General features: G+C 71.3%; 23 protein-coding genes and 3 pseudogenes. 10 read left to right on the top strand and 16 right to left on the bottom strand.

The genetic code is table 11. The annotated features are described in order from the left end of the window. The 4 genes and pseudogenes from BM430_RS29590 to BM430_RS29575 all read right to left on the bottom strand — a co-directional run. Positions 1 to 228 (bottom strand): annotated as a pseudogene (locus tag BM430_RS29590) (IS110 family transposase); the annotation flags it as partial. A 167-nt stretch (positions 229 to 395) separates the two neighbouring features. Then, positions 396 to 1,355: an MBL fold metallo-hydrolase gene (locus tag BM430_RS29585; protein ID WP_093570800.1), complete on the bottom strand. Its 960-nt coding sequence runs from the start codon at positions 1,353 to 1,355 to the stop codon at positions 396 to 398. Between the two features lie 143 nt (positions 1,356 to 1,498). After that, complete coding sequence (locus BM430_RS29580) at positions 1,499 to 2,695, bottom strand: MFS transporter (protein ID WP_093570799.1); 1,197 nt, start codon at positions 2,693 to 2,695, stop codon at positions 1,499 to 1,501. A gap of 197 nt (positions 2,696 to 2,892) precedes the next feature. Then, the gene (locus BM430_RS29575) at positions 2,893 to 3,468 is read right to left on the bottom strand and encodes a hypothetical protein (protein WP_143132163.1); all 576 of its coding nucleotides are present in this window, start codon (positions 3,466 to 3,468) and stop codon (positions 2,893 to 2,895) included. Between the two features lie 219 nt (positions 3,469 to 3,687). Between BM430_RS29575 and BM430_RS35610 the strand changes: the two genes are divergently transcribed. Next, the gene (locus BM430_RS35610; protein ID WP_280142293.1) at positions 3,688 to 3,822 is read left to right on the top strand and encodes a hypothetical protein; all 135 of its coding nucleotides are present in this window, start codon (positions 3,688 to 3,690) and stop codon (positions 3,820 to 3,822) included. Positions 3,823 to 4,223: 401 nt separating this feature from the next. Beyond that, a complete protein-coding gene (locus tag BM430_RS29570; protein WP_143132162.1) occupies positions 4,224 to 4,766 on the top strand; it encodes a hypothetical protein in 543 nt (180 codons plus the stop codon). Here BM430_RS29570 and BM430_RS29565 read toward each other — a convergent pair. Next, a complete protein-coding gene (locus BM430_RS29565) occupies positions 4,723 to 5,130 on the bottom strand; it encodes a hypothetical protein (protein WP_093570796.1) in 408 nt (135 codons plus the stop codon). The two genes, BM430_RS29570 and BM430_RS29565, sit on opposite strands and share 44 nt — an antisense overlap. Before the next feature lie 472 nt (positions 5,131 to 5,602). Between BM430_RS29565 and BM430_RS29560 the strand changes: the two genes are divergently transcribed. The 3 genes from BM430_RS29560 (at position 5,603) to BM430_RS29550 (ending at position 7,588) form a co-directional block, all read left to right on the top strand. After that, entirely contained in the window at positions 5,603 to 5,989 is a 387-nt protein-coding gene (locus tag BM430_RS29560) for a phasin (RefSeq protein WP_093570795.1), read from the top strand. A 421-nt stretch (positions 5,990 to 6,410) separates the two neighbouring features. After that, positions 6,411 to 7,247, top strand: coding sequence for a phasin family protein (locus BM430_RS29555; protein WP_093570794.1), 837 nt, complete (start codon positions 6,411 to 6,413; stop codon positions 7,245 to 7,247). Positions 7,248 to 7,321: 74 nt separating this feature from the next. After that, a complete protein-coding gene (locus tag BM430_RS29550) occupies positions 7,322 to 7,588 on the top strand; it encodes a hypothetical protein (RefSeq protein WP_093570793.1) in 267 nt (88 codons plus the stop codon). Between the two features lie 40 nt (positions 7,589 to 7,628). On the opposite strand, the gene BM430_RS29545 is transcribed toward BM430_RS29550, so the two are convergent. The 4 genes from BM430_RS29545 to BM430_RS29530 all read right to left on the bottom strand — a co-directional run bounded on the left by BM430_RS29545 (position 7,629) and on the right by BM430_RS29530 (position 11,057). Then, on the bottom strand, positions 7,629 to 7,964 hold the full coding sequence (locus BM430_RS29545) for a hypothetical protein (RefSeq protein ID WP_093570792.1): 336 nt from the start codon (positions 7,962 to 7,964) through the stop codon (positions 7,629 to 7,631). 119 nt (positions 7,965 to 8,083) lie between these two features. Then, positions 8,084 to 8,929 carry a class I SAM-dependent methyltransferase gene (locus tag BM430_RS29540; protein WP_093570791.1) on the bottom strand — a complete coding sequence of 282 codons (846 nt, stop codon included), beginning with the start codon at positions 8,927 to 8,929 and terminating at the stop codon, positions 8,084 to 8,086. Further along, positions 8,926 to 9,975, bottom strand: a complete 1,050-nt coding sequence (locus BM430_RS29535; protein WP_093570790.1) for a lysylphosphatidylglycerol synthase domain-containing protein — start codon at positions 9,973 to 9,975, stop codon at positions 8,926 to 8,928. The genes BM430_RS29540 and BM430_RS29535 overlap by 4 nt, the downstream gene beginning before the upstream one ends. Positions 9,976 to 10,169: 194 nt before the next feature. Continuing rightward, positions 10,170 to 11,057: an alpha/beta fold hydrolase gene (locus BM430_RS29530; RefSeq protein ID WP_093570789.1), complete on the bottom strand. Its 888-nt coding sequence runs from the start codon at positions 11,055 to 11,057 to the stop codon at positions 10,170 to 10,172. Positions 11,058 to 11,240: 183 nt separating this feature from the next. On the opposite strand from BM430_RS29530, the gene BM430_RS29525 reads away from it, so the two are divergent. Then, positions 11,241 to 11,855: a GNAT family N-acetyltransferase gene (locus BM430_RS29525; protein WP_244539714.1), complete on the top strand. Its 615-nt coding sequence runs from the start codon at positions 11,241 to 11,243 to the stop codon at positions 11,853 to 11,855. Between the two features lie 4 nt (positions 11,856 to 11,859). Here the strand turns inward: BM430_RS29525 and fliJ are convergent, their stop codons facing one another. Both fliJ and fliI read right to left on the bottom strand, forming a co-directional pair. After that, positions 11,860 to 12,267, bottom strand: a complete 408-nt coding sequence (gene fliJ, locus BM430_RS29520; RefSeq protein ID WP_093570788.1) for a flagellar export protein FliJ — start codon at positions 12,265 to 12,267, stop codon at positions 11,860 to 11,862. Positions 12,268 to 12,359: 92 nt separating this feature from the next. Then, positions 12,360 to 13,712 (bottom strand): flagellar protein export ATPase FliI, encoded by a 1,353-nt coding sequence (fliI, locus tag BM430_RS29515; protein WP_093570787.1) that lies wholly within the window; start codon positions 13,710 to 13,712, stop codon positions 12,360 to 12,362. 444 nt (positions 13,713 to 14,156) lie between these two features. On the opposite strand from fliI, the gene BM430_RS29510 reads away from it, so the two are divergent. Continuing rightward, entirely contained in the window at positions 14,157 to 14,858 is a 702-nt protein-coding gene (locus BM430_RS29510; protein ID WP_093570786.1) for a response regulator transcription factor CtrA, read from the top strand. Positions 14,859 to 15,065: 207 nt separating this feature from the next. Here BM430_RS29510 and BM430_RS29505 read toward each other — a convergent pair. Further along, a pseudogene (locus tag BM430_RS29505) lies at positions 15,066 to 15,496 on the bottom strand (group III truncated hemoglobin). Between the two features lie 332 nt (positions 15,497 to 15,828). On the opposite strand from BM430_RS29505, the gene BM430_RS29500 reads away from it, so the two are divergent. The 3 genes and pseudogenes from BM430_RS29500 to BM430_RS29490 form a co-directional block, all read left to right on the top strand. Further along, positions 15,829 to 17,148 (top strand): methanethiol oxidase, encoded by a 1,320-nt coding sequence (locus BM430_RS29500; RefSeq protein ID WP_093570785.1) that lies wholly within the window; start codon positions 15,829 to 15,831, stop codon positions 17,146 to 17,148. A 5-nt stretch (positions 17,149 to 17,153) separates the two neighbouring features. Then, positions 17,154 to 17,660, top strand: a complete 507-nt coding sequence (locus BM430_RS29495; protein ID WP_244539712.1) for an SCO family protein — start codon at positions 17,154 to 17,156, stop codon at positions 17,658 to 17,660. Between the two features lie 201 nt (positions 17,661 to 17,861). Further along, positions 17,862 to 19,565: pseudogene (locus BM430_RS29490) on the top strand (adenylate/guanylate cyclase domain-containing protein); the annotation flags it as partial. A gap of 72 nt (positions 19,566 to 19,637) precedes the next feature. Here BM430_RS29490 and BM430_RS29485 read toward each other — a convergent pair. The 4 genes from BM430_RS29485 to BM430_RS29470 form a co-directional block, all read right to left on the bottom strand. After that, a complete protein-coding gene (locus tag BM430_RS29485) occupies positions 19,638 to 20,615 on the bottom strand; it encodes an ABC transporter substrate-binding protein (protein WP_093570784.1) in 978 nt (325 codons plus the stop codon). A 160-nt stretch (positions 20,616 to 20,775) separates the two neighbouring features. Then, positions 20,776 to 20,970 carry a hypothetical protein gene (locus BM430_RS29480; RefSeq protein ID WP_093570783.1) on the bottom strand — a complete coding sequence of 65 codons (195 nt, stop codon included), beginning with the start codon at positions 20,968 to 20,970 and terminating at the stop codon, positions 20,776 to 20,778. A 163-nt stretch (positions 20,971 to 21,133) separates the two neighbouring features. Beyond that, positions 21,134 to 21,547 (bottom strand): SWIB/MDM2 domain-containing protein, encoded by a 414-nt coding sequence (locus BM430_RS29475; protein WP_093570782.1) that lies wholly within the window; start codon positions 21,545 to 21,547, stop codon positions 21,134 to 21,136. 209 nt (positions 21,548 to 21,756) lie between these two features. Next, complete coding sequence (locus tag BM430_RS29470; RefSeq protein WP_093570781.1) at positions 21,757 to 22,782, bottom strand: aldo/keto reductase; 1,026 nt, start codon at positions 22,780 to 22,782, stop codon at positions 21,757 to 21,759. Positions 22,783 to 23,203: the final 421 nt, after the last annotated feature.

The raw sequence follows: 23,203 nt of genomic DNA, 5'->3' as shown, positions 1-23,203 counted from the left end.
CGGCAGCAGGCGCACCTCGTGGCCCAGAGCCCGGATCTGGCGCGCCCAGTGATGGGCGGTGGCGCAGGCCTCCATCGCCACGATGGTGGCGGGGATCTTCTTGAGCGCCGGCAGCAGCTTGTCGCGCGAGACGCGCTCGGTGCTCACCACGGCGCCCTGCGCGTCCTGGGCCTCGAACTGGAAGACGGACTTGGCGATGTCCAGGCCGATGATGCTAATCTGCGTCACGGACGGTCTCCTCGGTTGGGTGTCAGACGACCTCAACCTGGCACTTATGATGCCGGCGGGGGCCGTCCACCCCAACATCCCGGGGCCGCGAAAGCGGAACCCGGGATGACGGTAAGTGTCGTCTGTGTCCGTACCGGATATCCCAGCGCAACTCCTGGAACAGATTCTCACAACTCCATCAGATCGCGCCCGACGACGATCTCGCCCTTGAAGTGAGGCCGCACCGCGTCGAGCCACACCTCGTCCTTGATGAACGGGTAGCCGCCCGGCACGAAATGCGACAGGACCAGCGTCTTGACGCCGGCCTCGGTCGCGACGCGTCCGACCTCCTCGGTGGTGGTGTGGCTGGCGATCAGGTGCTCGCGCAGCGTCGTGGCGTTGGGCTCGGTGGCGATCAGCTTCTCGAGCTCGGGCAGGTACATGACCTCGTGGACGAGGACGTCGGCGCCCTTGGCCAGCGCGATCAGGTTCGGCGAGTAGCGGGTGTCGCCCGAGATCACGATCGACCGGTCGGGGCAGTCGAAGCGGTAGGCGAAGGCCGGCTCGACCGGCGGGTGCTGGACCAGGGCCGCCGTCACGGCGACGCGCTCGTCGCGCATCACGGGGCCGGGCCCGGTGATCTCGTGCGGCACGATCAGGTCGGCCAGCGGCGGCCGGCCCTCGTCGGCCATCCGGGTCTTGATGTCGTAGTCGTTGAGGTCGAGGAACTGGCGCGTCATCCGGGCGAGCGGCGGCGGCCCGTAGGTGTCGACGCGGTGGGCGAGGTCGGTCGCCCAGGCGAGCAGCAGCACGTTGCCGTAATCGGCGTTGTGGTCCGAATGCTGGTGGGTGAGGAACACCGAGTCGAGCGAGCCGAGCTTCAGCTTCGCCAGCACCATCTGCCGGCCCGTCCCGTTGCCGGCATCCACCAGGTAGGTGTGCCCGTCGACCACGATGGCCTGCGCCGGCGCGGCCCGGTTCGGCTTCGGCGTCGGGCCGCCGGCGGTCCCGAGCAGGATCAGCCGCGAGCGCCGCGCGGCGGGCGCCGGCATCTGCGCCGCGGCGGTTCCCGCCGAGAGGAGGGCGGCCAGGGCCGCGGTGCCGCCGAGGACCGTACGGCGCGTCGGGTGAGGATCGTCTTCGGGCATCGTCTCGTCCCAAGATGGCATGCTTGCGCCGGCCATCCGCTCGTCCAGGAACGCGCCGGTGCCGTCAAGATGCGGGCCGGGCCCAGGCGCCTAGGCCGCGCGCCCCGCGTCGCCGCCATCTCCGGAGGCGGCGGGCGAGGATCCTACCCCGCGCGCCGCGGCAGCAGGAAGGCCAGCAGCCCGATTGCCGGCAGGTAGGCGCAGAGGCGGAACACCTCGACGATGCCGAGCCGGTCGGCCAGCAGGCCGAGCCCGCCCGCCGCGAGGCCGCCGAGCCCGAAGGAGAGGCCGTAGAACAGGCCGCCGACCAGGCCGACCCGGTGCGGCACGAGGTCGATCGCGTAGATCAGGATCGACGAGAAGGCGCTCGCCATGACGAAGCTGGTGACGATGCTCAGCACGCCGGTCCAGAACAGGTCCGCGTGCGGCAGGAGGAGCGCGAGCGGCAGCGGGCCGAGGATCGAGATCCAGATCACGCGGTCGCGACCGATCCGGTCGCCCAGCATGCCGCCCAGGATGACGCCGGCCGCCCCGACGACCAGGAAGCCGAACAGCATGAGCTGCGAGGCCTGCACGCTGACCCCGAACCGCTCGATCAGGTAGAACGTGTAGTAGGAGGTGAAGCTCGCCTGATAGGCGTTCTTCGACATCAGCAGCAGGATCAGCAGCGTCATCGCGAAGGCGACGCGGCCCGCCGGCAATCCCGGCGCCTTCGCCTCCACCGGCTTCGCGCCCGCGGCGGCCTGCCGGCGGCGGTCGTTCATGTGGAGCGACACGGTCCAGGACATCAGCAGCATCGCGACGATCGCGATGCCGGAGAACCACGACAGGCTCGCCTGCCCGTGCGGGACGACGACGGCCGCGGCCAGCAGCGGCCCGATCGCGTAGCCGACATGGCCGCCGATCTGGAAGACGCCCTGCGCCAGGCCCTGCCGGCCCGCCGCGGCGTGCCGCGCCATCCGGGTGGCCTCCGGGTGGAACACCGCGGACCCCGTCCCGACGAGGGCGGCCGAGGCCAGCACCATCGTGTAGCTCGACGCGAAGGACAGGCCGAGGATCCCGGCCAACGTCGCCCCCATCCCGGCGACCATCGCGTGCGGCCACGGCCGCCGGTCGGTCACGTAGCCGAGCAGCGGCTGCAGCAGCGAGGACGTGACCTGGAAGGCCAGGGTGATGAGGCCGATCTGCGCGAAGTCGAGGCCGTAGGTGTCCTTGACCAGCGGGTAGATCGCCGGAATCATCGACTGCAACGTGTCGTTCAGCAGATGCGCGACGCTGAGTGCCGCCAGGACCGGCATGGCCGGACGGGCTGCGGACTGGACGAGGGAGGCGGCGGTCATTGGGGCAGCCTATGGAGCCGGTGCGCGTCCCGTCAATCGACGATGCCGCAACGCTGGCGCGCGGGGAATGCCGGTCGATCCGGCGCGGCCCGGTCGCGACCGCGCCGGGGTGCGAACGGCCTTGCCTGTCGCGCCCGGGGCGCGATTCGTTTCATCCTCACGGGACCGGCGGCAGGGCGCCACCCTGCCCGCCAGCGTCAGGCATCCGCACCGTCGAACAAGGTCAGGGTTTCGGGAGGGACCGGGGGGACGATGCGGACCGGCACCGTGGTCCGGCCGAGGACGTCGACCAGGGCCCTGAACTCGTCCCACCCCGAGATCACGTCGTAGGGCCGGGCGGAGCACGCCTTCGGCCGCATCATCACGACGATCGGCGCGAGCTCCTCCCCCCGCTCGATCGTCGCCGCCAGCGCGTGAACGCGCGGCTCGTCCTCCGGCGGCACGGAATCCGGAACGGCTCCGACGCGCCGCACCTGGCTCACGGGCAGCTCGGTTTCGGCTTCGTCCTCCGCGCGAAGCACGTGGGCCAGGTTCTCCGCTCTGCGGCAGGCATCCGCCATGACCGCGCCGAACCGCGCGAAGAACGCGGCGGCCACGTCCTCTCCCATGACTTCGACGAGGAAGCCCGCGGCGATATCGGCCTCGGCAGGTCGCCGGTCTGCTCCCTTGGCTCCATCCGTTTCGCGGCGATCGAGGCTGATCGGCCTCGTATCGGAGGCCCGCTGAGGCAATTTCATCGCGTTGCTTCCTGTGCCGGCAAGGCATTCGAGCACCCCTGCCGGATTATCCCGCGTTGCGGCCGAGCGCGGTAGCGACCCCAGCGCCGATCGCCCCATCCGCCAAGGCATGGACGGGGCCGGGATGGGCCATTGCCGCCGGACCGCGCCGCACCACACGCGCCCCACCCGCGGTACGCATCTCGCGCTTTCGCTCCGATCGGAGTAGAGTGCGTCCAGTCGCGTCCGTGCAGCCGCTTCTCAGGGGAGCGCTCCATGCCAGAGATCCGCATCGTCGGGACCGAGGACGGCACCTACACGATCTATCGCGGCCGCGAGGTGATCGCCTCGGGGCTCACCCACGGCCAAGCCATCGCCCACTTGATGCACGAGGGCGCCCGCCTCGGCTGAATTCGCTGCCGGCAGGGTCCACCGGACGAGCGCGGGCGTCGTCATGCCGGCAACGGTTGCGAGCTGATCGTTCCTCCGGGCAGGCGGCGGACCGGGCGCTCGACCCGTCGTCGCCGCCTGAGTCGTCCGTTCCCGGCCTGTCCACCGCCGCGGAGGCGAATGGCTTTCCGCCGGTCCGCTGTCGGGGTGCGGAGCATAGACGAGCCAGCAGGCTCATCGTGGGCGCCGCGTAGCGCTCACGATCGCCTGGAGGCCGAACATGGCCGTCCCGTATCGGGTCGATGCCTCCGCGAGGCGACGCAGGTCATCGCGTCCTCGGCTCGGCCACGAGGCAAGAGCCGGTTCGCCCGGAGCCTTTCGCCGGGCTGCCGGTCCCGCCCCGCGAGCGGATCATCGTCGTGGTGCCGGCGGCCTTCATCGGGCACACGATGGCGGCCTCGGTCTATGCAGGCGCCTGCCGGCTCCCACTCCACTCCTGCGACTCGGGCGTTGCATCCTCGGGCGCGCCCGTCGAGATCTTCGCGGATTGCCTGTTCGTCTCCGTCGCTGCCTACACCCTCTCTCGGAAACGCTCGACGACGTGGATCGGCTACACGGTCCACCTCACCGTGACCTGCGACCCGGATCGCCCCCGCCTGATCACTCACGTGGCGACCACGCTGGCCCCGATCGCCGACCGCGACGCACTCGAGTCGATCCATGCCGACCTGGCAGCCCACGATCTCTTCCCCGATACGCACTTGGTCGATGCCGGCTACGTCGATGCCGACCTGTTGCTGGCCAGGACACGCGCTCACGCCGTGACGCTGCTTGGGCCGAGCCCGCAGGATACGCAGTGGCAGTCGCGTCAGTCGGGAACCTTGGGGCAATCCCACATATTTTCTATGATCAGGCCGCTATTCACCGCGCCGGCTTCTTGGCCGCGTCTGCGGCCGGCGGCGTGATGCTGCCGGTCTGGGTCACCTTGTCCTTCGCCTGGTCGAGGCGCTTGGTCAGCGAGGCGAGGTCGCGCTGGGTGGCGGTGAGCTGCGCCTTGGCCTTGTCGCGGGTCGCGCCGAGCTGGGCGATCTCGTCCCGCGTCGCGGCGATCTTGGCCTGGCGGTCGCGCAGCTCGGCCTCGACGTCCTGGAACTGCTTGAAGCGCGCGGCGAGCGCGTCGCGCTGACCCTCGGTTTCCGCCAGCTGGGCGCGCAGCGCACTCTTGCCCGAGGAGGAGACGGCGTAGGCGCCCCAGCCCGACAGGGTGCCGAGGCCGAGGATGCCGGCCGCGAGGATGGCGGGATGGGGGCGGAACCGCAGGGCACGCATCGGCAGTCCTCGTCAGGTACTCGTAGCACTGCCGGCGGCAGCTGAGGATGTCCCGAACCCGGGATCACGATTGTCCCTGAGTATGACGCGGTTTCGTTAACGCCAGCTTGCCGCGATTCGGCGCCGAAAACCTTAACGGAACGTGATGTATGGAGGCTCGGGGACCGGGATCCGGGTATCGGACCCGTCCGCTGCCGCATCGGCGCCGGATTGTTAGAGCAAAGTGGAGACTGATCGACGGATTCGGCTCGCGAGGGGAGATCCTTCGTCCGATCCGGGCGCAGCTGATCATCCGTCGTCTTCCCGAGCGGAGCCGGGGAGCGGTGCCGGCGCCCTAGAGCTGTTTCGCGCCGCTGCAAGCCCTCCCCCGACCACGACCCGTTGACTCTCGCGCTGCGTTGCAGCATCGTAATTGCTGCGTCGCACAAATCCTCACGGGCGGCGCGCGTAGCGACAGCCAGAGGCAACGCCCATGAGCAGCACCCAGAAGCCCTTCGAGATCCCGTCCGAGATGCGCGACTTCGCCGAGAAGGGCGTCCAGAACGCCCGCACGGCGTTCGGCACCTTCCTGGGCTCCGCCCGCAAGCTCGCCGAGACCGTGCAGTCCTCGACCCAGACCTCGCAGACCGGCATGGGCGCCGCCGTGACCCGCGGCTTCGACTATACCGAGCAGCACGCCACGGCGACCTTCGATCTCGCCGAGAAGCTGGTGCGCAGCCGCGACGTCAAGGAGGCGCTCGAGCTCCAGGGCGAGTACATGCGCAACCAGATGAGCGCGCTTCAGGGCCAGGCGAAGGAGTTCGCCACCCTGTCGGAGGCGATCAAGGCTGACCTGAACAAGGCCCAGGCCAAGGCGTAATCACGCCTGGAGCCTCCGCCGATCGCAGCGCGATCGGCGGAGGCTCCGGATCACTGGTCTTGCCGCGTACCGTCGACGAACCGGGATCCGCTTCGTCGACGATGCGCCAGGACAGCCCGGCCGAGGCCCGGGCCTGTCCAGAACGAGGCTCCGCCTCGCCGCCAAGGCCGGGCCGAACGTCATTCCCGATCCGGCCGTCGCGATCCGCCGAGGACCCGCGGCCCAGGGGATGTGACCGGCGGCGCATCCTGTCGCGCCGCCGATCGGCCGCGCGAATTCGATCCGCGCCGACCTGCCGGTGCCCCGGACGAGCCTGCCGGCGCGCCGGCTCCGCGCGTCCGCCCCCGCATCGGGTGAGGGCGGCCGCCCGCCGGGCGACGCGCCAGGGACGCGGCGCCCGCTACTCCGAGGAGGCCGAGCCATGACCACGACGCGCCGCAGCGACAGAACCCGCAAGCCCCCCCGCCGCCCCCCCGTCCGGACGGCGGCGCGGACGGACGATCCTGCCAAGTCGAGCGAACTGACCACGAGCGAACTGACCACGGACGAACCGGTCGCGAGCGAGATCACTGCCAGCGAGCCGACGTCCGACGAGGCGATGTTGAACGAGACCGCCGAGATCGAGACCTCCGCCGAGACGGAGCAGCCCGACGCCGCTCCGACCGCCGAGGCGGAGGACCTGTCGGAGGCCGCCGAGCCGGAACAGGCGGCCGATGCCGCCGTCGAGGCGCCCGTTGCCGAGGCGACCGACGAGTCCAAGGTCGACGAAGCGGCGCCGGAATCGCCGATCGAGGCGCCCGTCGCCAAAGAGCCCGCGGCTGAGCTGGCCGAAGCCGTCGCCCCAGAGCCTGAGCCGGCCCCGGCGCAGGATCCGGACGGCCAGGACGCCGCTCCGGCGACCGCCGAGGCGCCCGTCGCCGAGCCGGTCGCGGACGAGGCGCCCGCCGCAACTACCGACGCGCCGGAAGCGGCCCCGGAGCAGCCCGGCGCGAAGGGTCGGGACGAGGTCCCGCTCGCCGCCATGCAGGGCTTCATCGAGATCAACGGCCGGCTCGCGGCCTTCCTCCAGGGCGAGAGCCAGGCGGCCCTCGCCTTCTGGAAGGCCGCGCTGGCGGTCCGCACCCCGGGCGACCTCGCGCAGCTCCAGGCCGCCGAGATGACCCGGGCCGTGGATGCGGCGCTCGCCTGCTGGCAGGACCTCGCCCGCCGGATGGAGCGACTCCCGGCGTTCAAGGCGCCCCGCCCCCGCGCCGCCTGATCCATTCCCGGGCCGGCCCCGCCACGGGGCCGGTCCGGGCCGCCTGCGATTTGCAAAACGCGAAGGAAATCGGGATGTTGGACGCTTGGTACGCGACGGCGATGCTCGCCATGGAATCCCAACGGGTGATCGAGCTCCGCATGGTCAAGCTCGCCTGGGGCGGCGTGGCCGGCCAGGTCGAGGCGCAGCGGATGGTGAGCGAGAAGATCGGCGCGGCCCTCGAGGCGACCGGCACCCTGCTCGGCGGCGGCACGCCGGAAGCGGTGATCGACCGCTACCGCGAGCACGTGCGCAACAACGTCGAGCGCCTCTCCGCGCCGGCCCGCACCAGCGGTCACTGAGACGCCGCCGGTCTCTCCCGCGCGACCGGCTCGCCTCGCGCTAATTGATGGCGCAGAAGCCCTCGCCGGACCCGAACACCCGACCGGTGCACCAGGGCCGCGCCGGGGCGGGAACGGGTGCGGGAGCGGCCTCGCGCGGTACGACCGGCAGGGTGGTTCCGGTGGTGATCGGCTCCGGCCCGCCGGCCTCGGCCGCCGCCGTGCGCGTCCGTGGCTCCTGTACCGGGGCCTGGCCGGTCACCCTCTCCGCCGGGGCGGCATGGCTCCGGCTCGAGAAGAAGAACACGGCACCGCCGCGCCGGCCCCTCGCCTCCGCGGGCGCCGCGGCCGCCAGACTCCCGAGGGCGACCAGCCCGACCATCAGACCCGCACGCATGACCGTATCCCCTCGTCGCGGCCGCGCGTTCCGGCCGGATGCGGAGATCACGATGGGCGTCCGGCGTTAATCCGGCATCGCACCCGATCGGTGGCATTCGAGGGATCGCCGCGGAAATCTCACGCCTTGCGCAGCCACAGGCTGGTCTCGAAGGCGCCCGGCGGCAGGGGCAGCCGCGCGAGGACGCCGTCGAGGGGCCAGCCGGCCCGGACCGCCACGTAGCTGCTGGCGAAGAGCGGAATGTAGGCGCCGCCCTGGAGCAGCGTGCCGACCGGCACTTGCTCGTTGTAGCCGCGCCAGGCCCACGCCTCGGGGTAGGCGTCCGGCAGGAAGATGTCGTGCAGGTGCACGAGGACGCCGGAGGCGAGACGCGGCAGTACGTCGAGGAGGAGACGGTCGACGTCGGTCCCCGGCATCGCGACGTGGCTCGAATCGATGAACAGCACGTCGCCGGGTTCGAGCGACGCCGCGGCCTCCGCATCCGCCGGCCCGAACAGGCGTGCCTCGTGGCGCAGGCCGAGGCCGGCCAGCGGCGCGCGGGGCTCCGGATCGATGCAGGTGATCGCCGTTGAGAGATTGCCGTCGCGGACGGCCTGCGCGAGGAAGCGGGTCGAGTGACCCGAGCCGACCTCGACGATGCGGCGGGGCCGCTCGCGCCGCACCAGGGCGTAGGCTGCGGCGGCATCCAGGCGCGGGAACCAGTCCTGGGTGAAGCGCGCCGGCCGCTCGCCGACGAGGCCCGGACCGCCGGCGGCGATGCGGTCGAGATCGGGGGCGTACGCTTCGATCGCCGCCAGGACCGCCCGGAAGGCGGGCTCGGCCCTGAAAAAGATCGGGCGGAGGGCCGGGTAGCCCTCCGCCCGCGCCGTACCGGCATGCCGGTACGGGATCAGGAAGCCGCCCGCCGGCAGGCCGAGCAGGGCGCGGAGACCGAGCCCGGCGCGGCGCAGGCGGGTTCGGCTCATACCGCCTTGCGCACCGGAACGTCGCGCAGGTCCGGGGTGATGCCGGGGCCGTCGACCGGCGGCGGCGGCACGGTGGCCGGGGACTTCGCCTTGTTGCGCAGGGCGTCGGCGAGGCGGCCGCGCTCGAACAGCAGCACCACGCCGATCGCCAGGGCGAAGGGCACGAGCAGGTAGAACAGGCGGAAGATCAGGACGGCGGCGAGCACGTCGGTCTTCGGCAGGTCCGGCATCGCCGTGATGAAGACGAGCTCGAACACCCCGATGCCGCCCGGCGCGTTGGAGACCAGAGCCACCGAGAACGAGGCGAGGAACACCGCGAGCACCACGAGGAAGCCCGGATTTCCGGCCTCGGGCAGGGCGAAGTAGATGATGCCGGCGGCGCCCAGGAGCTCGAGCGGCGCGGCGATCAGCTGGCGGCCCATGATGTTGGGGCGCGGATACTCGATCTTGAACGAGCGGATGTGCAGCGGCCGGAAGTGCAGGATCGAGCCGATGACGTAGAGGGCGACGAAGCCGAGCAGGCCGAAGCCGACGAGGCGGGCCGTGGTCGGGCTCGCCAGCACCGGCGGCAGCAGGCTCGCGACGCGCTGCAGCAGCTCGGGCTCCAGGACCAGCACCAGGCCGCCGAGGAATGCCGTGCCGAGGCCGAAGGTGAAGGAGCAGAGCGCCACCAGCACCGCCACCTGCGCGGGCGAGAGGCCCTTCGACGTGTAGGCGCGGTAGCGCACCACGGCGCCGGAGAACACCGAGGCGCCGATATTGTGCGACAGCGCATAGGTGGTGAAGGAGCAGACGGAGACGAAGAGCCAGGAGATGCCCTTCACGCCGAGATGCAGGAGCGCGATCCGGTCGTACCAGGCGAGCGCGCCATAGGCGACCAGGGTCGAGAGGACCGCCAGGGCGTAGCGGTGGGCTGGGATCGCCGCCAGGCTCGCCTTCACGTCGGCGAAGGACAGGCCCTTCAGCAGGTGCCACAGCAGGTAGACCGAGACCACGACGGCCCCGAGGCCGATGACCGGCCAGATGAAATCCTTGATCTTCTTCATCGCGGTCGTCGCGTCCCCAATTCTCGCGCGCGCTTCTGCCCGACCCTGCGGGCGACCGCAAGGACGGCCCGTCGCGGCGGGCCCCTCCTTTCATGGGATCGTGACGGTTTCGTGCCGCTTCCGCGATGCCGCCGGCCCGGGGGGCTCCCCGCCGCGCGCGCCGTCCGGGCCTTCCCGGCTCAGGCTCCCCTCGTTCAGGCGCCTCTTGCGTCGAGCCAGTCGAGGAGCAGGCGGGCGACGCCCTCCGAGCCGAGATCGAGCTGCAGGAAATGGGCGATGCCCGGCACGGTGCGGTGCTGGGCGCCGTGATAGAGCGCGGTGCGCCACGTCGTCGCCGGCCAGATCATGCGGTCGTCGGCACCGCCGAGGACCAGGGCCGGCACGCCCGCGAAGGCCGCCGAGAGCGGCAGGACCGGCACGTGCGCTTCTGCGAGCGCCACCGGGCTCTCGGCCGACATCCGGGCGGCGTAGTTCTGCGCCCGCTCCAGCGGCAGGCCTTCCGAGAACAGCCAGTGCCGGGCGAGCGCCACCGCCGGCTCGCGGCCGGGCAGGAGCGAGCCCGCCAGCGCCTCGACCCAGAAGCCCGCATCGGTCATCGCGATGCGCGAGCCGACGAGGCCGAGGCCCTCCGGCGGCAGGGACGCCATCAGGACGAGGCCGCGTAAGCGCACGTGGCCGAGGACGCGCTGGGCCAGCAATCCGCCGAGCGAGTGCCCGACCAGCACCGGCGGCTCGCCCCATTGCGCGAGGGCGAGCTTCAGGTCGGCGAGGTAATCGGTGAGCGAGGCGGTGCGCAGGTCGCGCCCGCCCCCGCTGCGGCCGTGGCCGCGCAGGCTGATGGCCGCCGCGCGGCGGCCGCGCCGGGCGAGGTGGGGCAGGAAGATCTCCTCGAACATCCAGGCGCCCCCGAAGGCGCCGTGCACGAACAGGAGCGGCGCGCCGCGGGGCTCGCCGGCGGGCTCGGCCTCGATCCATTCGAGGGCGGGGCCGTCGCGGCGCTCGATCATGCGGCGCGTCACCTGCGCGCGCGGTTCGGTGACGACCGTGAAGCGGCGGCGGTCCCGCGCGTGGGCGTCGTGCATGGTCGTGCCTCTCAGCGGTCCGGCGGCCGGCCCGATTCGTCATCTAATGGCCAAGCCCCGTTCGCCCAGTCGTCCGGACGGCGCGGAGCCCGCATCGCGACAGCGTGGCACGGGAAAGCTTGACACAAGGGAAACGGCCCGGCCCCCTCGGGCCCCGCTCTTCCCACAGGAGACAGCCGCGCCGTGAGCGACCACCCGACCGACGGACCGCGCCTGAACCTCGACGGCTATACCTCGGTGCCGCCGACCCACGTCGCCGCCGTGGTGACCTATCTGGAGATGCGCGAGCCCCCTCCCCGGCGGGAGCGTGTGCCCGTGCGGCTCGCAGCGATCGGCGCGGATCTGCCCCGCTACCGCGCGCTCTACGCGGCGATCGGGACGCCCTGGCTGTGGTTCGGCCGGGCCCGGATGAGCGACGAGGCGCTGTCGGCAATCCTGGGTGATCCGGAGTTCGAGGCCCTGGCCCTCGTCGGGGAGGACGGCGACATCGGCCTCATGGAGCTCGACCGGCGCCGGCCGGGAGAAGTGCAGCTCGCCTATTTCGGCCTCGTGCCGGGAGCGGTCGGCCGCGGCCTCGGACGGCGGCTGATGGACGAGGCCGTCAGCCGGGCGTTCTCGCGGCCGATCGACCGGTTCTGGGTGCATACCTGCACCCTCGACCATCCGGGCGCGGTCGATTTCTACCGCCGCTCCGGCTTCGTACCCTATGCCCGGGCGATCGAGGTCGCGCCGGATCCGCGGCTCACCGGCGCCCTGCCCCGCAATGCTGCCGGGCAGGTCCCGTTGCTGGCGGGGTGATCCGTCAGGCCCGGGCGCGGCCGAGCCCGATCGCGTCCATGCTGGCCTGGTCGCGGGCATTCTCGGCGGCGCGCTCGCCCGAGCGCTCGCGGTCGTCGAGGATCTCGACTTTCTTCAGTTCCTCGAAGGCCTCGGCCAGAGCCGCCTTGGCGGCGGCGAGCTGGGCGTCGAGATCCTCGGCCGAGCGGCGGATGTTGTCGCGGCGCTGCGCGGCCGCACGGGCATAGGTCGGGTAGGCGAAGTGAGCCGGATCGGAGATCCCGGCCCGCTGCTCCTCCTGGCCGATCTCGCGGTCGAGATCGGCGGCCATACGGGCGAAATCGGCGATCATCGCCTCGATTTGCGCGACTTTGCGGCGCTTCTCGTCGGCCTGGAAGCGGCGCAGCCGGATGAGCGTGTCCCGCGACTTCATCGATACTCTACTCCCGCCAGCGGCTTGCGGCCGAGCTGTGAGTCCGCCACGCGCCGTCACGCGGCCGCGTCGGCGGACCGCGCGACCGGCCCTCACGGCCCGCCGACGATCGCGGCGAGGCGTTCGTAACCCTCGCGGATGGAGGTTGCTTCTTCCTTACCCTGCCCCAGAAAAGCCTCCAGATCCGGCATCAAACCGATCGCTTCGTCGACTTCCGGCGAGCTGCCGGGGCGGTAGGCCCCCAGGCGAATCAGCTCCTCCATGTCGGCATAGGTCGAGAGCACTCTCCGGGCCCGGCGCACCACGGGGAGGAAATCCGGGTCGCAGGCCCGCGGCATGGTGCGGGAGACCGAGCGCAGCACGTTGATCGCCGGGTAGCGCCCGCGCTCGGCGATGGCCCGCTCCATCACGATGTGGCCGTCCAGGATGCCCCGCACCGCGTCGGCCACCGGCTCGTTGTGGTCGTCGCCCTCGACCAGCACCGTGAACAGGCCGGTGATCGCCCCCTCGCCGGTCCCGGGCCCCGCCCGCTCGAGCAGGCGCGGCAATTCGGAGAAGACCGTCGGCGTGTAGCCCTTGGCGGTCGGCGGCTCGCCGGCGGCGAGCCCGATGTCGCGCTGGGCCATGGCGAAGCGGGTGATCGAATCGACCATGCACAGGACCTGCGCGCCGCCATCGCGAAAATACTCGGCCAGCGCGAAGGTGACGTAGGCGGCGTTGCGGCGCATCAGGGCCGGCTCGTCGGAGGTGGCGACCACCACCACCGAGCGGGCGAGGCCCTCCTCCCCGAGGTCGTCCTGGAGGAATTCCTGCACCTCGCGGCCGCGCTCGCCGACGAGGCCGATCACCGCGACGTCGGCGGCGGTGTAGCGCGCCAGCATCGAGAGCAGCACCGACTTGCCGACGCCGGAACCGGCGAAGATGCCCATGCGCTGGCCGGCGCACATCGTCAGGAAGGTGTTGATGCAGCGGATCCCGAGGTCCAGGGGCGGCCCGACCCGGCGCCGCGCATGGGCGGGCGGCGGATCGGCCTGGAGGCCGTAAGCCGCGGGGCCCGGCGGCAGCGGCCCCTTGCCGTCGATCGGACGGCCCAGGGCGTCGACGACGCGGCCGAGCCAGGCGCGGCTCGGCCGGATCGCGCCCGCGCCCTCCGCCCGCACCCGGGCCGGGCAGCCGCGACGCACCCCCTGGAGCGAGCCGAACGGCATCGCCAGGGCGTGGGGCCCGGAGAAGCCGATGATCTCGCAGGGCACGGCGGTGCCGGCGGCCTCGTTCACCACGACGTCGAGCCGGCCGCCGAGCCGCATCGCCGCCACCGGGCCGGCGACCTCGATGAGGAGGCCGCGCAACGCCACCACCCGGCCGAAGGTCTCGACCTCCTCGATGCCGGCGAGCGCCGCGCGGGCGACCTCGAAGCGCCCTCCCCCGGCCGCGGACCCGCTCATAAACCCTCTCCCGGCACCATCCTGTTGATACGAGGCCGTTTCCCGAACCGTGACGCTGCCATTGCCGGATTCCATCAACGATCCATTTACCCCTCTCCTTAACACTGAGGCAGATGGGATCCGCCTCGGGTGCCCGGATGTTCTCCGGGGGCGTGGCGCGGGCGCAACATCAGGGGTGGGCCTCAATGATGCGAGTCATTTAGGCGGCCCGGCAGGAGCGGGATGCAGGTATGCTACCGCGATTCGGCCGGCACGGAACGCCAACCCGCAAGCGTCCGGCCCGTCGGCGGTTTCCTAACCGCTTGCGGGACAGGAACAGGGTTTGTTAACCGTTCGGGCATAGCGTCGCGGTTCGGAAGATAACGGGCGTCCCCCACGGGCCGGTGGGAGACGGGCGGCGGGGGCTTGCCTTAACCCTTGAGGGCCAGGGCTTGGGGACCTGAGATGCGGGTACTTCTGATCGAGGACGACAGCGCGACGGCGCAGAGCATCGAGTTGATGCTCAAGTCCGAGAACTTCAACACCTATACGACCGACCTCGGCGAGGAGGGTGTCGATCTCGGCAAGCTGTACGACTACGACATCATTCTGCTCGACCTGAACCTGCCCGACATGTCGGGCTACGAGGTTCTGCGCTCGCTGCGGGTGGCGAAGGTCAAGACCCCGATCCTGATCCTCTCCGGCATGGCCGGGATCGAGGACAAGGTGAAGGGCCTCGGCTTCGGCGCCGATGATTACCTCACCAAACCTTTCCACAAAGATGAACTGGTCGCGAGAATCCACGCGATCGTGCGGCGGTCGAAGGGCCACGCGCAATCGGTGATCACCACCGGCGACCTGATCGTGAACCTCGACCAGAAGACCGTCGAGGTGTCCGGCGCCCGGGTGCACCTCACCGGCAAGGAGTACCAGATGCTGGAGCTCCTCAGCCTGCGCAAGGGCACCACGCTCACCAAGGAGATGTTCCTGAACCATCTTTACGGCGGCATGGACGAGCCCGAGCTGAAGATCATCGACGTGTTCATCTGCAAGCTGCGCAAGAAGCTGGCCAATGCCAGCCAGGGCAAGAACTACATCGAGACGGTCTGGGGCCGCGGCTACGTGCTGCGCGAGCCGACCGAGGACGAGAGTCGCATCGCGGTCTGACGACCGGCCCTCGGGCCGGACGGACGAAAGAACCCCGCTCCGGCGGGGTTTTTTCGTTGGTGGTGGAGGGCCGCCGAAACCGGGATTGGCAGGCGAGGCGCCGGGTTGCAGGCCTGCTGGATCTCAGCCAGGTGATTAAGCGGATGCCCGACTCGCCCCTGGCCCGTCACCTCCTGCACGCCGCCCTCATGGCGGCGAGCATGATGCTCACCTGGCAGGTGTACCGGTGGCAGACGGTCCGGCTCCGGAAGCGGGCGCTCCCGCAGTCTCGGGACGGAAGAACAGTCCGGCCTCGAGGCTGGCGCCGATCCGCTCCGCCCGGTCCTGCAAGGCGGCGGCGCCCTCGGGGGTGAAATGCGCCGCCGCGATCTCCCGGAACAGGGCGAGCCAGCGCGCGAAATGCTCCGGGCGCAGGACGCCGAGGGCCTGGTGCCGGCCGAACGGATTGCCCTTGTAGCGGCCCGTCCGGAACAGCACCGACGACCAGAACGCCTCGATCGTCGCCATGTGGCGCGGCCAGTCGGCGTCGGGAATCGCCGCCGCGAAGACCGGGCCGAGAGCGGGTCGCCGCGGACGCGCCCGTAGAAGGCCGCCAGGAAGGGGGCGAGGCTTTCGTCGGTCAAGGCCGTCCGGGTCATGCCCGTCAGATGCCCACCGGCGAGCGCGGCCGCAAGGGCCGCAGCCCGGACGGTGGGGGGTCGGCACGACCTTATCGGTTCCGGCACGTCGGCACGATCGCCGAGTGTCCGGTAAAAGCTTGGCTGCGACGCGTCGATCGAAAAAAATATCGTTCTGCTGGGGCGCGGTCGGCTATACTGATACAATCGATTGACAGCCAGGCATCACCGGCAAAACATAGGCTCGGTCGCTATCTTGGCGGCGTCACGCCCTGCACCGGAGCGCTTATAACAGTAAAACATACCCGGCGGATACGCGGTGACATCGCTTGCGCGCGCGAGGGGAGGAAACTATGCGGAGACGTCGTGCAATCTCACGCCGCGGGATCGCCGCGCTGCTGTGTGCCGCTTCGCCCCTGCTGGTCGCGGCGCAAGCGCGCGCCGACGAGACCTGCCAGTCGCCCTACATGGCGAAGATCACCGGCATCGAGGATTTCGTCTATGTCTGGACCCTCGGAGTCGAGGGGCTGGGCGACGGCTCGGACAAGCTCGTCACGGTCGATGCCCGCGAAGCCTCCCGCACCTTCGGCAAGCCGATCCACGCCGCACCGGTCGGCGGCCGGCACGAGGCGCATCACGGCGGCTTCACCGATGACCGGCGCCAGTTCTGGGCCGCCGGCCTGTCGGACAGCCGGATCTTCATCTTCGACGTCGCGAGCGATCCGGCCAGGCCCCGCCTCGTCAAGGTGATCGACGACTTCGTCGAGAAGAGCGGCGGCGCGGCCGGCCCGCACGGCGCCTACGCGCTGCCCGGCCGCATGCTGATCCCGAGCCTCTCGAACCGCGACGGCACCGGCCGGGCGGCCTTGGTCGAGTATTCGAACGAGGGCGAGTACGTCGCGACGCACTGGCTGCCGACCGATGCGGAGCCGAACGGCGCCCGGATCGAGGGTGCGGCGGACGGCTACGGCTACGACGCCCGCGTGCTGCCGCGCCGCAACGTGATGCTGACCTCGTCCTTCACCGGTCTCGACAACTACATGCGTCCCCTCGGCGACCTGATGAAGGATGCCGAGGCGATGAAGCGCTTCGGCCGGACGATGGTCGTGTGGGACTTCCACGCCAGGAAGCCCCGTACCGTGCTCAACGTGCCCGGGGTGCCGCTGGAGATCCGCTGGGCCTGGGGGCCGCAGCACACCTACGCCTTCACCTCGACGGCGCTGACCTCGAAGCTCTGGCTGGTGCGCGAGGACGAGCGGGGTGCCTGGAGCGCCAAGCCGGTGGCCGAGATCGGCGACCCCGCGAAGCTTCCGGTGCCCGTCGACATCAGCCTCTCGGCCGATGACCGCACGCTCTTCGTCGACACCTTCATGGACGGCACCACCCGCGTCTTCGACGTCTCCGATCCCGACCGGCCGCGGCAGATCTACGAGAAGAAGATCGGCGCGCAGCTCAACATGGTCTCGCAGAGCTGGGACGGTAAACGGATCTACTACACGAGCTCGCTGCTGGCGAACTGGGACAAGACCGGGGCGGAGAACGAGCAATTCCTCAAGGCCTACACCTGGAACGGGAGGGAATTGGCGGCGCGTTTCGCGATCGACTTCACGGCCGAGCGGCTCGGGCGGCCGCACATGATGGCGTTCGGCGCCACCTCGCTCTACGGGCCCTGACGGCGATGCGACGCCCCCCGCTCCCCTGCCTCGCGGCTTTCCTCCTCGCCGCCTTCGCCCTTCGTCACGGCGCTCTCGCGCATGAGGGCCATGCGCCGCGGCCCGCCGCGGCCTCCACGTTTCCGATCCCGGCGCCGGGGAGCTACCGCCTGCCGCCGATCAAGCCCGCATCCGGCGGCACCGTCGTCGACGAGGCCGGGGCGCGCCGGGACCTCCTGGGCGAGCCCCGCGGCATCACCGTCCTGGCGCTGATCTACACGCGCTGCGGCGACATCTGCCCGCTCGCCAGCGCCGACATGGCCCGGCTGCAGGATCTCGCCGCGAAGGATGCCGGTCTCGCGCGCCGGATGCGCCTCGTCACCCTGAGCTTCGACCCCGAGCACGACACGCCGGAGGTGATGCGCAGCTTCGCCGCCGCGTGGCGCTCCGCCGATCCGGCCGCGCCCGCCTGGGCGTTCCTGACGGCGCCAGACCGGGCCGCGCTCGCGCCGATCCTCACGGCCTACGGGTAGCGCGTCGATGCGAAGGCCGACGGCGGGCTGAACCACGTCTTCCGCGCCTTCCTGATCGATCGCGGAGGCTCGGTCCGCAACATCTACAGCCTCGACTTCTTCGAGCCGGCACTCGTCCTCACCGACATCCGCACGCTGCTCCTCGAGGAAACCGGCCCCGGAGGTGCGCAGGGTCGCTGAACGGGGCGGGAGGCGTGAACGATGGTCAGGGCCGCGCTCGATCCGCGCCGGTCGCTCTTCGCGAAGTACTGCGTCGTGCTGTTCTCCGCGGTGGCGCTGCCGCTCTTCGCCAATGGCGGCCTGGAGGCGTGGTTCGGCACCCGCGACCGGCGCGCCCAGCTCGACGCGCTCCTCGGCCTGGAGGCGCGCGACGCCGCCTTCCGCATCCAGGGCTTCATCGACACGCTCCGCGGCCAGCTCGGCTGGATGGTGCAGCTGCCCTGGACCTCGACTGCGGAGGAATCCCAGCGCCTCGACGCCCTGCGCCTGCTGCGGCAGGTGCCGGCGATCGCACAGCTCACCCTCGTCGACGGCGAGGGCCGCGAGCGGCTGCAGGTCTCACGCGTCAACCTGAACCGCGCTGGGAGCGGCGCCGACCGCTCGGGCGATCCGGCGGTGCTGGGTGCCAGGAAAGCTCCGGCCGGCGGCGCCCGGGCCTGGTACGGGCCGGTCACCTATCACCGCGGCTCCGAGCCGTTCATGACCGTGGCGGTGACGGGCACCAGCGCCTCGGTCGGGGTGGCAGTGGCGGAGATCAACCTCAAGCTGATCCGGGAGGTGATCTCGGGCATCCGCATCGGCGAGACGGGCCAGGCCTTCGTGCTCGATGGTCCGGGCCGGCTCGTCGCCCACCCGGATCTCAGCCTCGTGCTGCGCGGCGCCGACGACCCGGCGGCGCGCGCGCTCGCGGCCTTGCGGGCCGAGGCGCGGGCGGCCGGCGGCACCGCCACGGGCCGCGACAGCCTCGGCCGGCGCGTGATCGCCGCGACCGCGACGGTCCCCGGCGTCGACTGGACGGTGGTGGTGATGCAGCCCCTCGCGGAGGCGGCCGCACCGATCGTGCGGGCGCTCCTGCGCACCGTCGCGCTGATCCTGCTCGGCCTCCTGTTCGCCGCCGCCCTCGCCTACGGGCTGGCGCGGCGTATGACCGGCCCGATCCGCCTGCTCGAGGAGGGCACGCAGCGGATCGGTGCCGGGGATTTCGGGCACCGCATCGCCGTCGCCTCGGCGGACGAGTTCGGCCGCCTCGCCGCCCGGTTCAACGGGATGGCGCGCGATCTGGCCTTGTCGCAAGAGCGCCAGGAGCGCATCGGGCGCTTGAGGCGCTTCCTCGCCCCGCAGGTCGCCGAACTCGTCGACCGCTGCGGCGACGACGGCGTGCTCGACGGGCGCCGGGTCGAGGTGGCGGTGGTGTTCGGCGACCTGCGCGGCTTCACCGCCTTCTCGGCCGCCTCCGCGCCCGAGACGGTGATCGAGGTTCTGGGCGAGTATTTCGCGGCACTGGGGGGAGCGATCACGGCGCATGGCGCGACCCTCGTGACCTTCACCGGCGACGGCCTGATGGCGCTCGTCAACGCGCCGGTGCAGGTCGCCGACCCGGGACCGACGGCCATCCGGCTCGCCATCGAAATGCAGGCGGCGGTCCGGCCCCTCGCGGCGGCGTGGGACGCGCGGGGCTTTCGCCTCGGCTTCGGCGTCGGCGCTGCGATGGGACCGGCCACCGTCGGGCGGATCGGCTGCGAGGGCCGCTCCGACTACACGGCGATCGGCCCGGTGGTGAACCTCGCCGCCCGCCTCTGTGCCGCGGCGGCGGATGCGCAGGTCCTCGTCGACGCGCCCCTAGCCGAGGCGGCACCCGGGATCTGCGCCGTCACGCCCCTCGGCACGCTGCCGCTGAAAGGCTGGACGCGGGAGGTGCCGGTCTTCGGTATCGAGCCGCGCTGCCGGCCGCGCCCGGACGACGGGTTACGACCTCGCTCACTCGATGACCGTGTCGGCGCCGACGAGGAGCGAGGTCGGAACGGTCAGCCCGAGGGCGGAGGCGGCCCCGAGGTTCACGAACAGCTCGACCTTCGTGACAAGCTGCACCGGCAGGTCGGCGGGCCGCTCGCCCTTGAGGACCCGGCCGGTATAGAGGCCGGCGAGCCGATGCGACTGGGTGAAGTCGCCGCCATAGCTCATCAGGCCGCCGGCCAGCGGAAAATCCCTCGACTGCGTCACCGCCGGCAGGGCGTGGCGACGCGCGAGATCGGCGAGCAGCCGGCTGCGCCCGGCAAAGTAGGGGTCGGAGGTGAAGACGAGCCCTCCGGGCCGTAGCGCCCCGGCGAAGATCGGCGCGAAATCCGCCTCGTCTCGCACCGGGGAGACCCGCAATGGCACGCCGAGCGTCCCGGCGGCCTCGTGCAGGGCGCGCAGCTGCGAGGGCGCCGTCGGGCTCGTCGGGTTGAACGCCACCGCGAAGGACTGGGCGCCCGGCACGGCCTCGAGCAGGTATTCCAGACGCTTGCCCGAGACCTCGACGCTCAGGCTCGACACGCCGGTGAGGTTGCCGCGCGGACGCGCCAAATCCTGCACGACCCCGAGCGCGACCGGATCGCCGCCCATCTCGAACACGATCGGGATCGTCGCGGTGGCGGCCTTGGCGGCGAGCGCGACGGGCGCGCCGCCGGGCGCCGCCAGCACCGCGACCCGGCGCGCGACCAGCTCCCGCGCGAGGTCCGGCAGCCGCTCGTAGCGCCCCTCGGCCCAGCGGAAGTCGATCCTGACGTCGCGTCCTTCGACGAACCCCGCCTCGGCGAGCCCCTCGCGGAAGGCGGCGAGCCGGCTGGCGAAGGGCCCGGGGGATTCGGGGCCGAGATAGCCGACGACCGGCAGCGCCGGATCGGCCTGCGCCCGCGCCGCGCGCTGGCAAGCGAGCACGCCCCCGAGGCCGGCCAGGACGGTGCGCCGGATCATCGGCGAGGCGAAGCGGGGCTCCGCAGGGTGTCGGTGCGACGTCGTCATCCCAGGCCATCCGAGACGCATCGGGATGCCGGCATGATAGGAACAATACGGTCGGCGCTGAAGTCGTCCTTGCGAGCCTCGACCGGCGCGACGTATCGCGTCGACCTGTCGATCACGGATCGGACCGTAGCACCGCGCAGTCCCGCCGGCCGCTCGCCAGGCAATCCTCGCGGGCCGATTCGCGCCGCAGCGCACCGGCGAGCCATACGCCGCCGACGACCAGGACGATCAGGAACACCATGGCGGCGAGCGCTCGATGCCGGCCGGCTTCGCCGGGATCGCGGTCGGGGTTCCGGGATGGAGGCATTCGTCGGGCATCCGGCCGGCCGCGAAGGCCCCGGGATCTCGTCAAGGGTGGGGGACGGCGGCGCGCCCGCCATCGGTCTCGCGGCCCCCGCCTCTCCCGCTCCGCGCCGAGGGGACGGATGGCCGCGTCGCGCGACCATCCGGACGGGAGGAGGCCGATCGCCCTACTTCAGGTGCTGGGCGAGGTACTTGTTCATCTCGAACATCGTCGCCTTGTCCTTGCCGAAGACCTTCTTCAGCTTGTCGTCGGCGAGGATCTCACGCTTGTTCTCGGGGTTCTGGAGCGAGTGCTTGCGGATGTAATCCCACACCTTGCTCACCACCTCGCCGCGCGGGATCGGGCTGTCGCCGACGATGGCGGCGAGCTCGGGCGTCGGCTGCAGCGGCTTCTGCAGGGCGTTCGGCTTGTCGCCGGATTTCGGAGCGGCGACCTTCTTGCCCTTGGCGGCGTCCTTGCCCTCGTCCTTGGCCTCATCCTTGGCCTCCTTGGCCGCCGCCTTCGGGGCGGCCTTGGCCTTCGGGGCGGCGGCTTCGGGCTCGGCCTTCGTCTCGGCCTTCTTGGTGGTCTTGATCGCCATCGGTCTCCTCCGGTCTGCAACCCGTCTCCCAGGGTCGAACAGTGGACATGCCTGGGCACATAGCGTCAACAACTAAGCCGTGCGCGGCGCGTTCCAAGAGGAAATCGCCGTCGGACCGACGTCATCCACATCGGATGCGCCGTTAGCCTGACGACGACGAGCGTGGCCCAGTCCCGGGCCGCCGTCCAGGTCGTCCTCCAAGTGGTCGTCTAGGTAGGCGTCCCAGTGGTCGTCCAAGTGGTCCTGCCCTCGAGCGGATAGGCCGGATCGGTGTAGCCGGGGGTCGAGGGATGGCCCGCCGGCACCAGGCGGTCGACCAGGGCCTCGTCCTCCGGCGCGAAGCGATAGGCGAGCGCGCCCGCATAGGAGCGCCACTGGTCGAAGGTGCGGGGTCCGGCGATCACCGCGGTGACGGCGCGGTTGTTGAGCACCCAGGCCACCGCGAAATCGATCACCGAGGCGCCCTTCGCCTCCGCGTGGGCCTTCAGTTCCTCGGCGATGCGCAGGCTCTCGGGCCGCCACTCGGTCTGCATCATCCGGGTGTCGCCGCGCCCGGCGCGGGTGCCCTCGGGCGGGGTCTCGCCGGGGCGGTACTTCGCCGTCAGCACGCCGCGGGCGAGCGGCGAGTAGGGCACGACGCCCAACCCGTAATGGGCGCAGGCCGGCAGGTGCTCGACCTCCGGCATCCGGTTGAGTGCGTTGTAGTAGGGCTGGCTCGCCGCCGGCCGATCGATGCCGTGCTCGTCGCACAGGCGGCAGATCTCCGCCACCCGCCAGGCGCGATGGTTGGAGACCCCGAAATACCGCACCTTGCCGGCCCGGATCAGGTCGGCCATCGCCCGCACGGTCTCGGCGAGCGGGGTCTCGTGGTCCTCCTTGTGAAGGTAGTAGAGGTCGATCCGGTCGGTGTTCAGCCGCCGGAGGCTCGCCTCGCAGGCCTGCACGATGTGGGCGCGCGACAGGCCGCGGTCGTTCGGCCCCGTCCCCATCGCGTTCGCCACCTTGGTGGCGAGCACCCAGGCGTCGCGGTCGCGGGCGATGGCCCGGCCCACCACCTCCTCCGAACGCCCCTCGGTATAGGCGTTCGCCGTGTCGATGAAGTTGATCCCCTGCTCGCGCGCATCCGCGACGATGCGCTCGGCCTCCCCGTCCGGGGTCGGCCCGCCGAACATCATCGTGCCGAGGCAGAGCGGCGAGACCTTCAGGCCGGACCGGCCGAGCGTGCGGTACTCCATGGGGCGTCCTCCCGTTGACGGTCTCTGAGCATCCTTCGCCGAAGTCGTCACCGGTTCGGCGGCAAAAATGATGCAAAAACAAGGATCTAAGCAGAGTTGCCCTGTGCAGCTCTGCTTGGCCGTGGGCCGTTGCGGCGATGATGGCGTTTGCGTGGCCGTGGCGGCAACGCCGCACCCGCCCGCAAGCGCATTGTGGATGCCGGGGTTTTCCCTCTCTTCACCCTGTTCGGCAAGCTCGCGTTAAGCACGGAATCGCGAAGCTCGCGCCCATGATCATCGCCGCCCTCTCCCTCGCCTTCTGCGCCGCCGGCGCCCTCATCCTCGGCCTCGGGGCCATCGTCACGGTCGAGCCGCCGCGGGACCACCCGCACGGCGCCGGCCTGCTCTGACCGGCCGCGCGACAGTCCCGACATCGATGTAG

It is taken from the genome of Methylobacterium sp. 174MFSha1.1 (assembly GCF_900116815.1).
Taxonomy (GTDB): domain Bacteria; phylum Pseudomonadota; class Alphaproteobacteria; order Rhizobiales; family Beijerinckiaceae; genus Methylobacterium.
Note: the sequence above shows the minus strand (reverse complement) of the source record. Positions and strands in the feature narration are given on the sequence as shown.

What these genes read in the sequence shown, in the direction of transcription:
- BM430_RS29585 (WP_093570800.1), bottom strand. Translation starts at nt 1,355, where the DNA reads ATGCCCGAAGACGATCCTCACCCGACGCGCCGTACGGTCCTCGGCGGC.
- BM430_RS29580 (WP_093570799.1), bottom strand. Translation starts at nt 2,695, where the DNA reads ATGACCGCCGCCTCCCTCGTCCAGTCCGCAGCCCGTCCGGCCATGCCG.
- BM430_RS35610 (WP_280142293.1), top strand. Translation starts at nt 3,688, where the DNA reads ATGCCAGAGATCCGCATCGTCGGGACCGAGGACGGCACCTACACGATC.
- BM430_RS29565 (WP_093570796.1), bottom strand. Translation starts at nt 5,130, where the DNA reads ATGCGTGCCCTGCGGTTCCGCCCCCATCCCGCCATCCTCGCGGCCGGC.
- BM430_RS29560 (WP_093570795.1), top strand. Translation starts at nt 5,603, where the DNA reads ATGAGCAGCACCCAGAAGCCCTTCGAGATCCCGTCCGAGATGCGCGAC.
- BM430_RS29555 (WP_093570794.1), top strand. Translation starts at nt 6,411, where the DNA reads ATGACCACGACGCGCCGCAGCGACAGAACCCGCAAGCCCCCCCGCCGC.
- BM430_RS29550 (WP_093570793.1), top strand. Translation starts at nt 7,322, where the DNA reads ATGTTGGACGCTTGGTACGCGACGGCGATGCTCGCCATGGAATCCCAA.
- BM430_RS29545 (WP_093570792.1), bottom strand. Translation starts at nt 7,964, where the DNA reads ATGCGTGCGGGTCTGATGGTCGGGCTGGTCGCCCTCGGGAGTCTGGCG.
- BM430_RS29540 (WP_093570791.1), bottom strand. Translation starts at nt 8,929, where the DNA reads ATGAGCCGAACCCGCCTGCGCCGCGCCGGGCTCGGTCTCCGCGCCCTG.
- BM430_RS29535 (WP_093570790.1), bottom strand. Translation starts at nt 9,975, where the DNA reads ATGAAGAAGATCAAGGATTTCATCTGGCCGGTCATCGGCCTCGGGGCC.
- BM430_RS29530 (WP_093570789.1), bottom strand. Translation starts at nt 11,057, where the DNA reads ATGCACGACGCCCACGCGCGGGACCGCCGCCGCTTCACGGTCGTCACC.
- fliJ (WP_093570788.1), bottom strand. Translation starts at nt 12,267, where the DNA reads ATGAAGTCGCGGGACACGCTCATCCGGCTGCGCCGCTTCCAGGCCGAC.
- fliI (WP_093570787.1), bottom strand. Translation starts at nt 13,712, where the DNA reads ATGAGCGGGTCCGCGGCCGGGGGAGGGCGCTTCGAGGTCGCCCGCGCG.
- BM430_RS29510 (WP_093570786.1), top strand. Translation starts at nt 14,157, where the DNA reads ATGCGGGTACTTCTGATCGAGGACGACAGCGCGACGGCGCAGAGCATC.
- BM430_RS29500 (WP_093570785.1), top strand. Translation starts at nt 15,829, where the DNA reads ATGCGGAGACGTCGTGCAATCTCACGCCGCGGGATCGCCGCGCTGCTG.
- BM430_RS29495 (WP_244539712.1), top strand. Translation starts at nt 17,154, where the DNA reads ATGCGACGCCCCCCGCTCCCCTGCCTCGCGGCTTTCCTCCTCGCCGCC.
- BM430_RS29485 (WP_093570784.1), bottom strand. Translation starts at nt 20,615, where the DNA reads ATGATCCGGCGCACCGTCCTGGCCGGCCTCGGGGGCGTGCTCGCTTGC.
- BM430_RS29480 (WP_093570783.1), bottom strand. Translation starts at nt 20,970, where the DNA reads ATGCCTCCATCCCGGAACCCCGACCGCGATCCCGGCGAAGCCGGCCGG.
- BM430_RS29475 (WP_093570782.1), bottom strand. Translation starts at nt 21,547, where the DNA reads ATGGCGATCAAGACCACCAAGAAGGCCGAGACGAAGGCCGAGCCCGAA.
- BM430_RS29470 (WP_093570781.1), bottom strand. Translation starts at nt 22,782, where the DNA reads ATGGAGTACCGCACGCTCGGCCGGTCCGGCCTGAAGGTCTCGCCGCTC.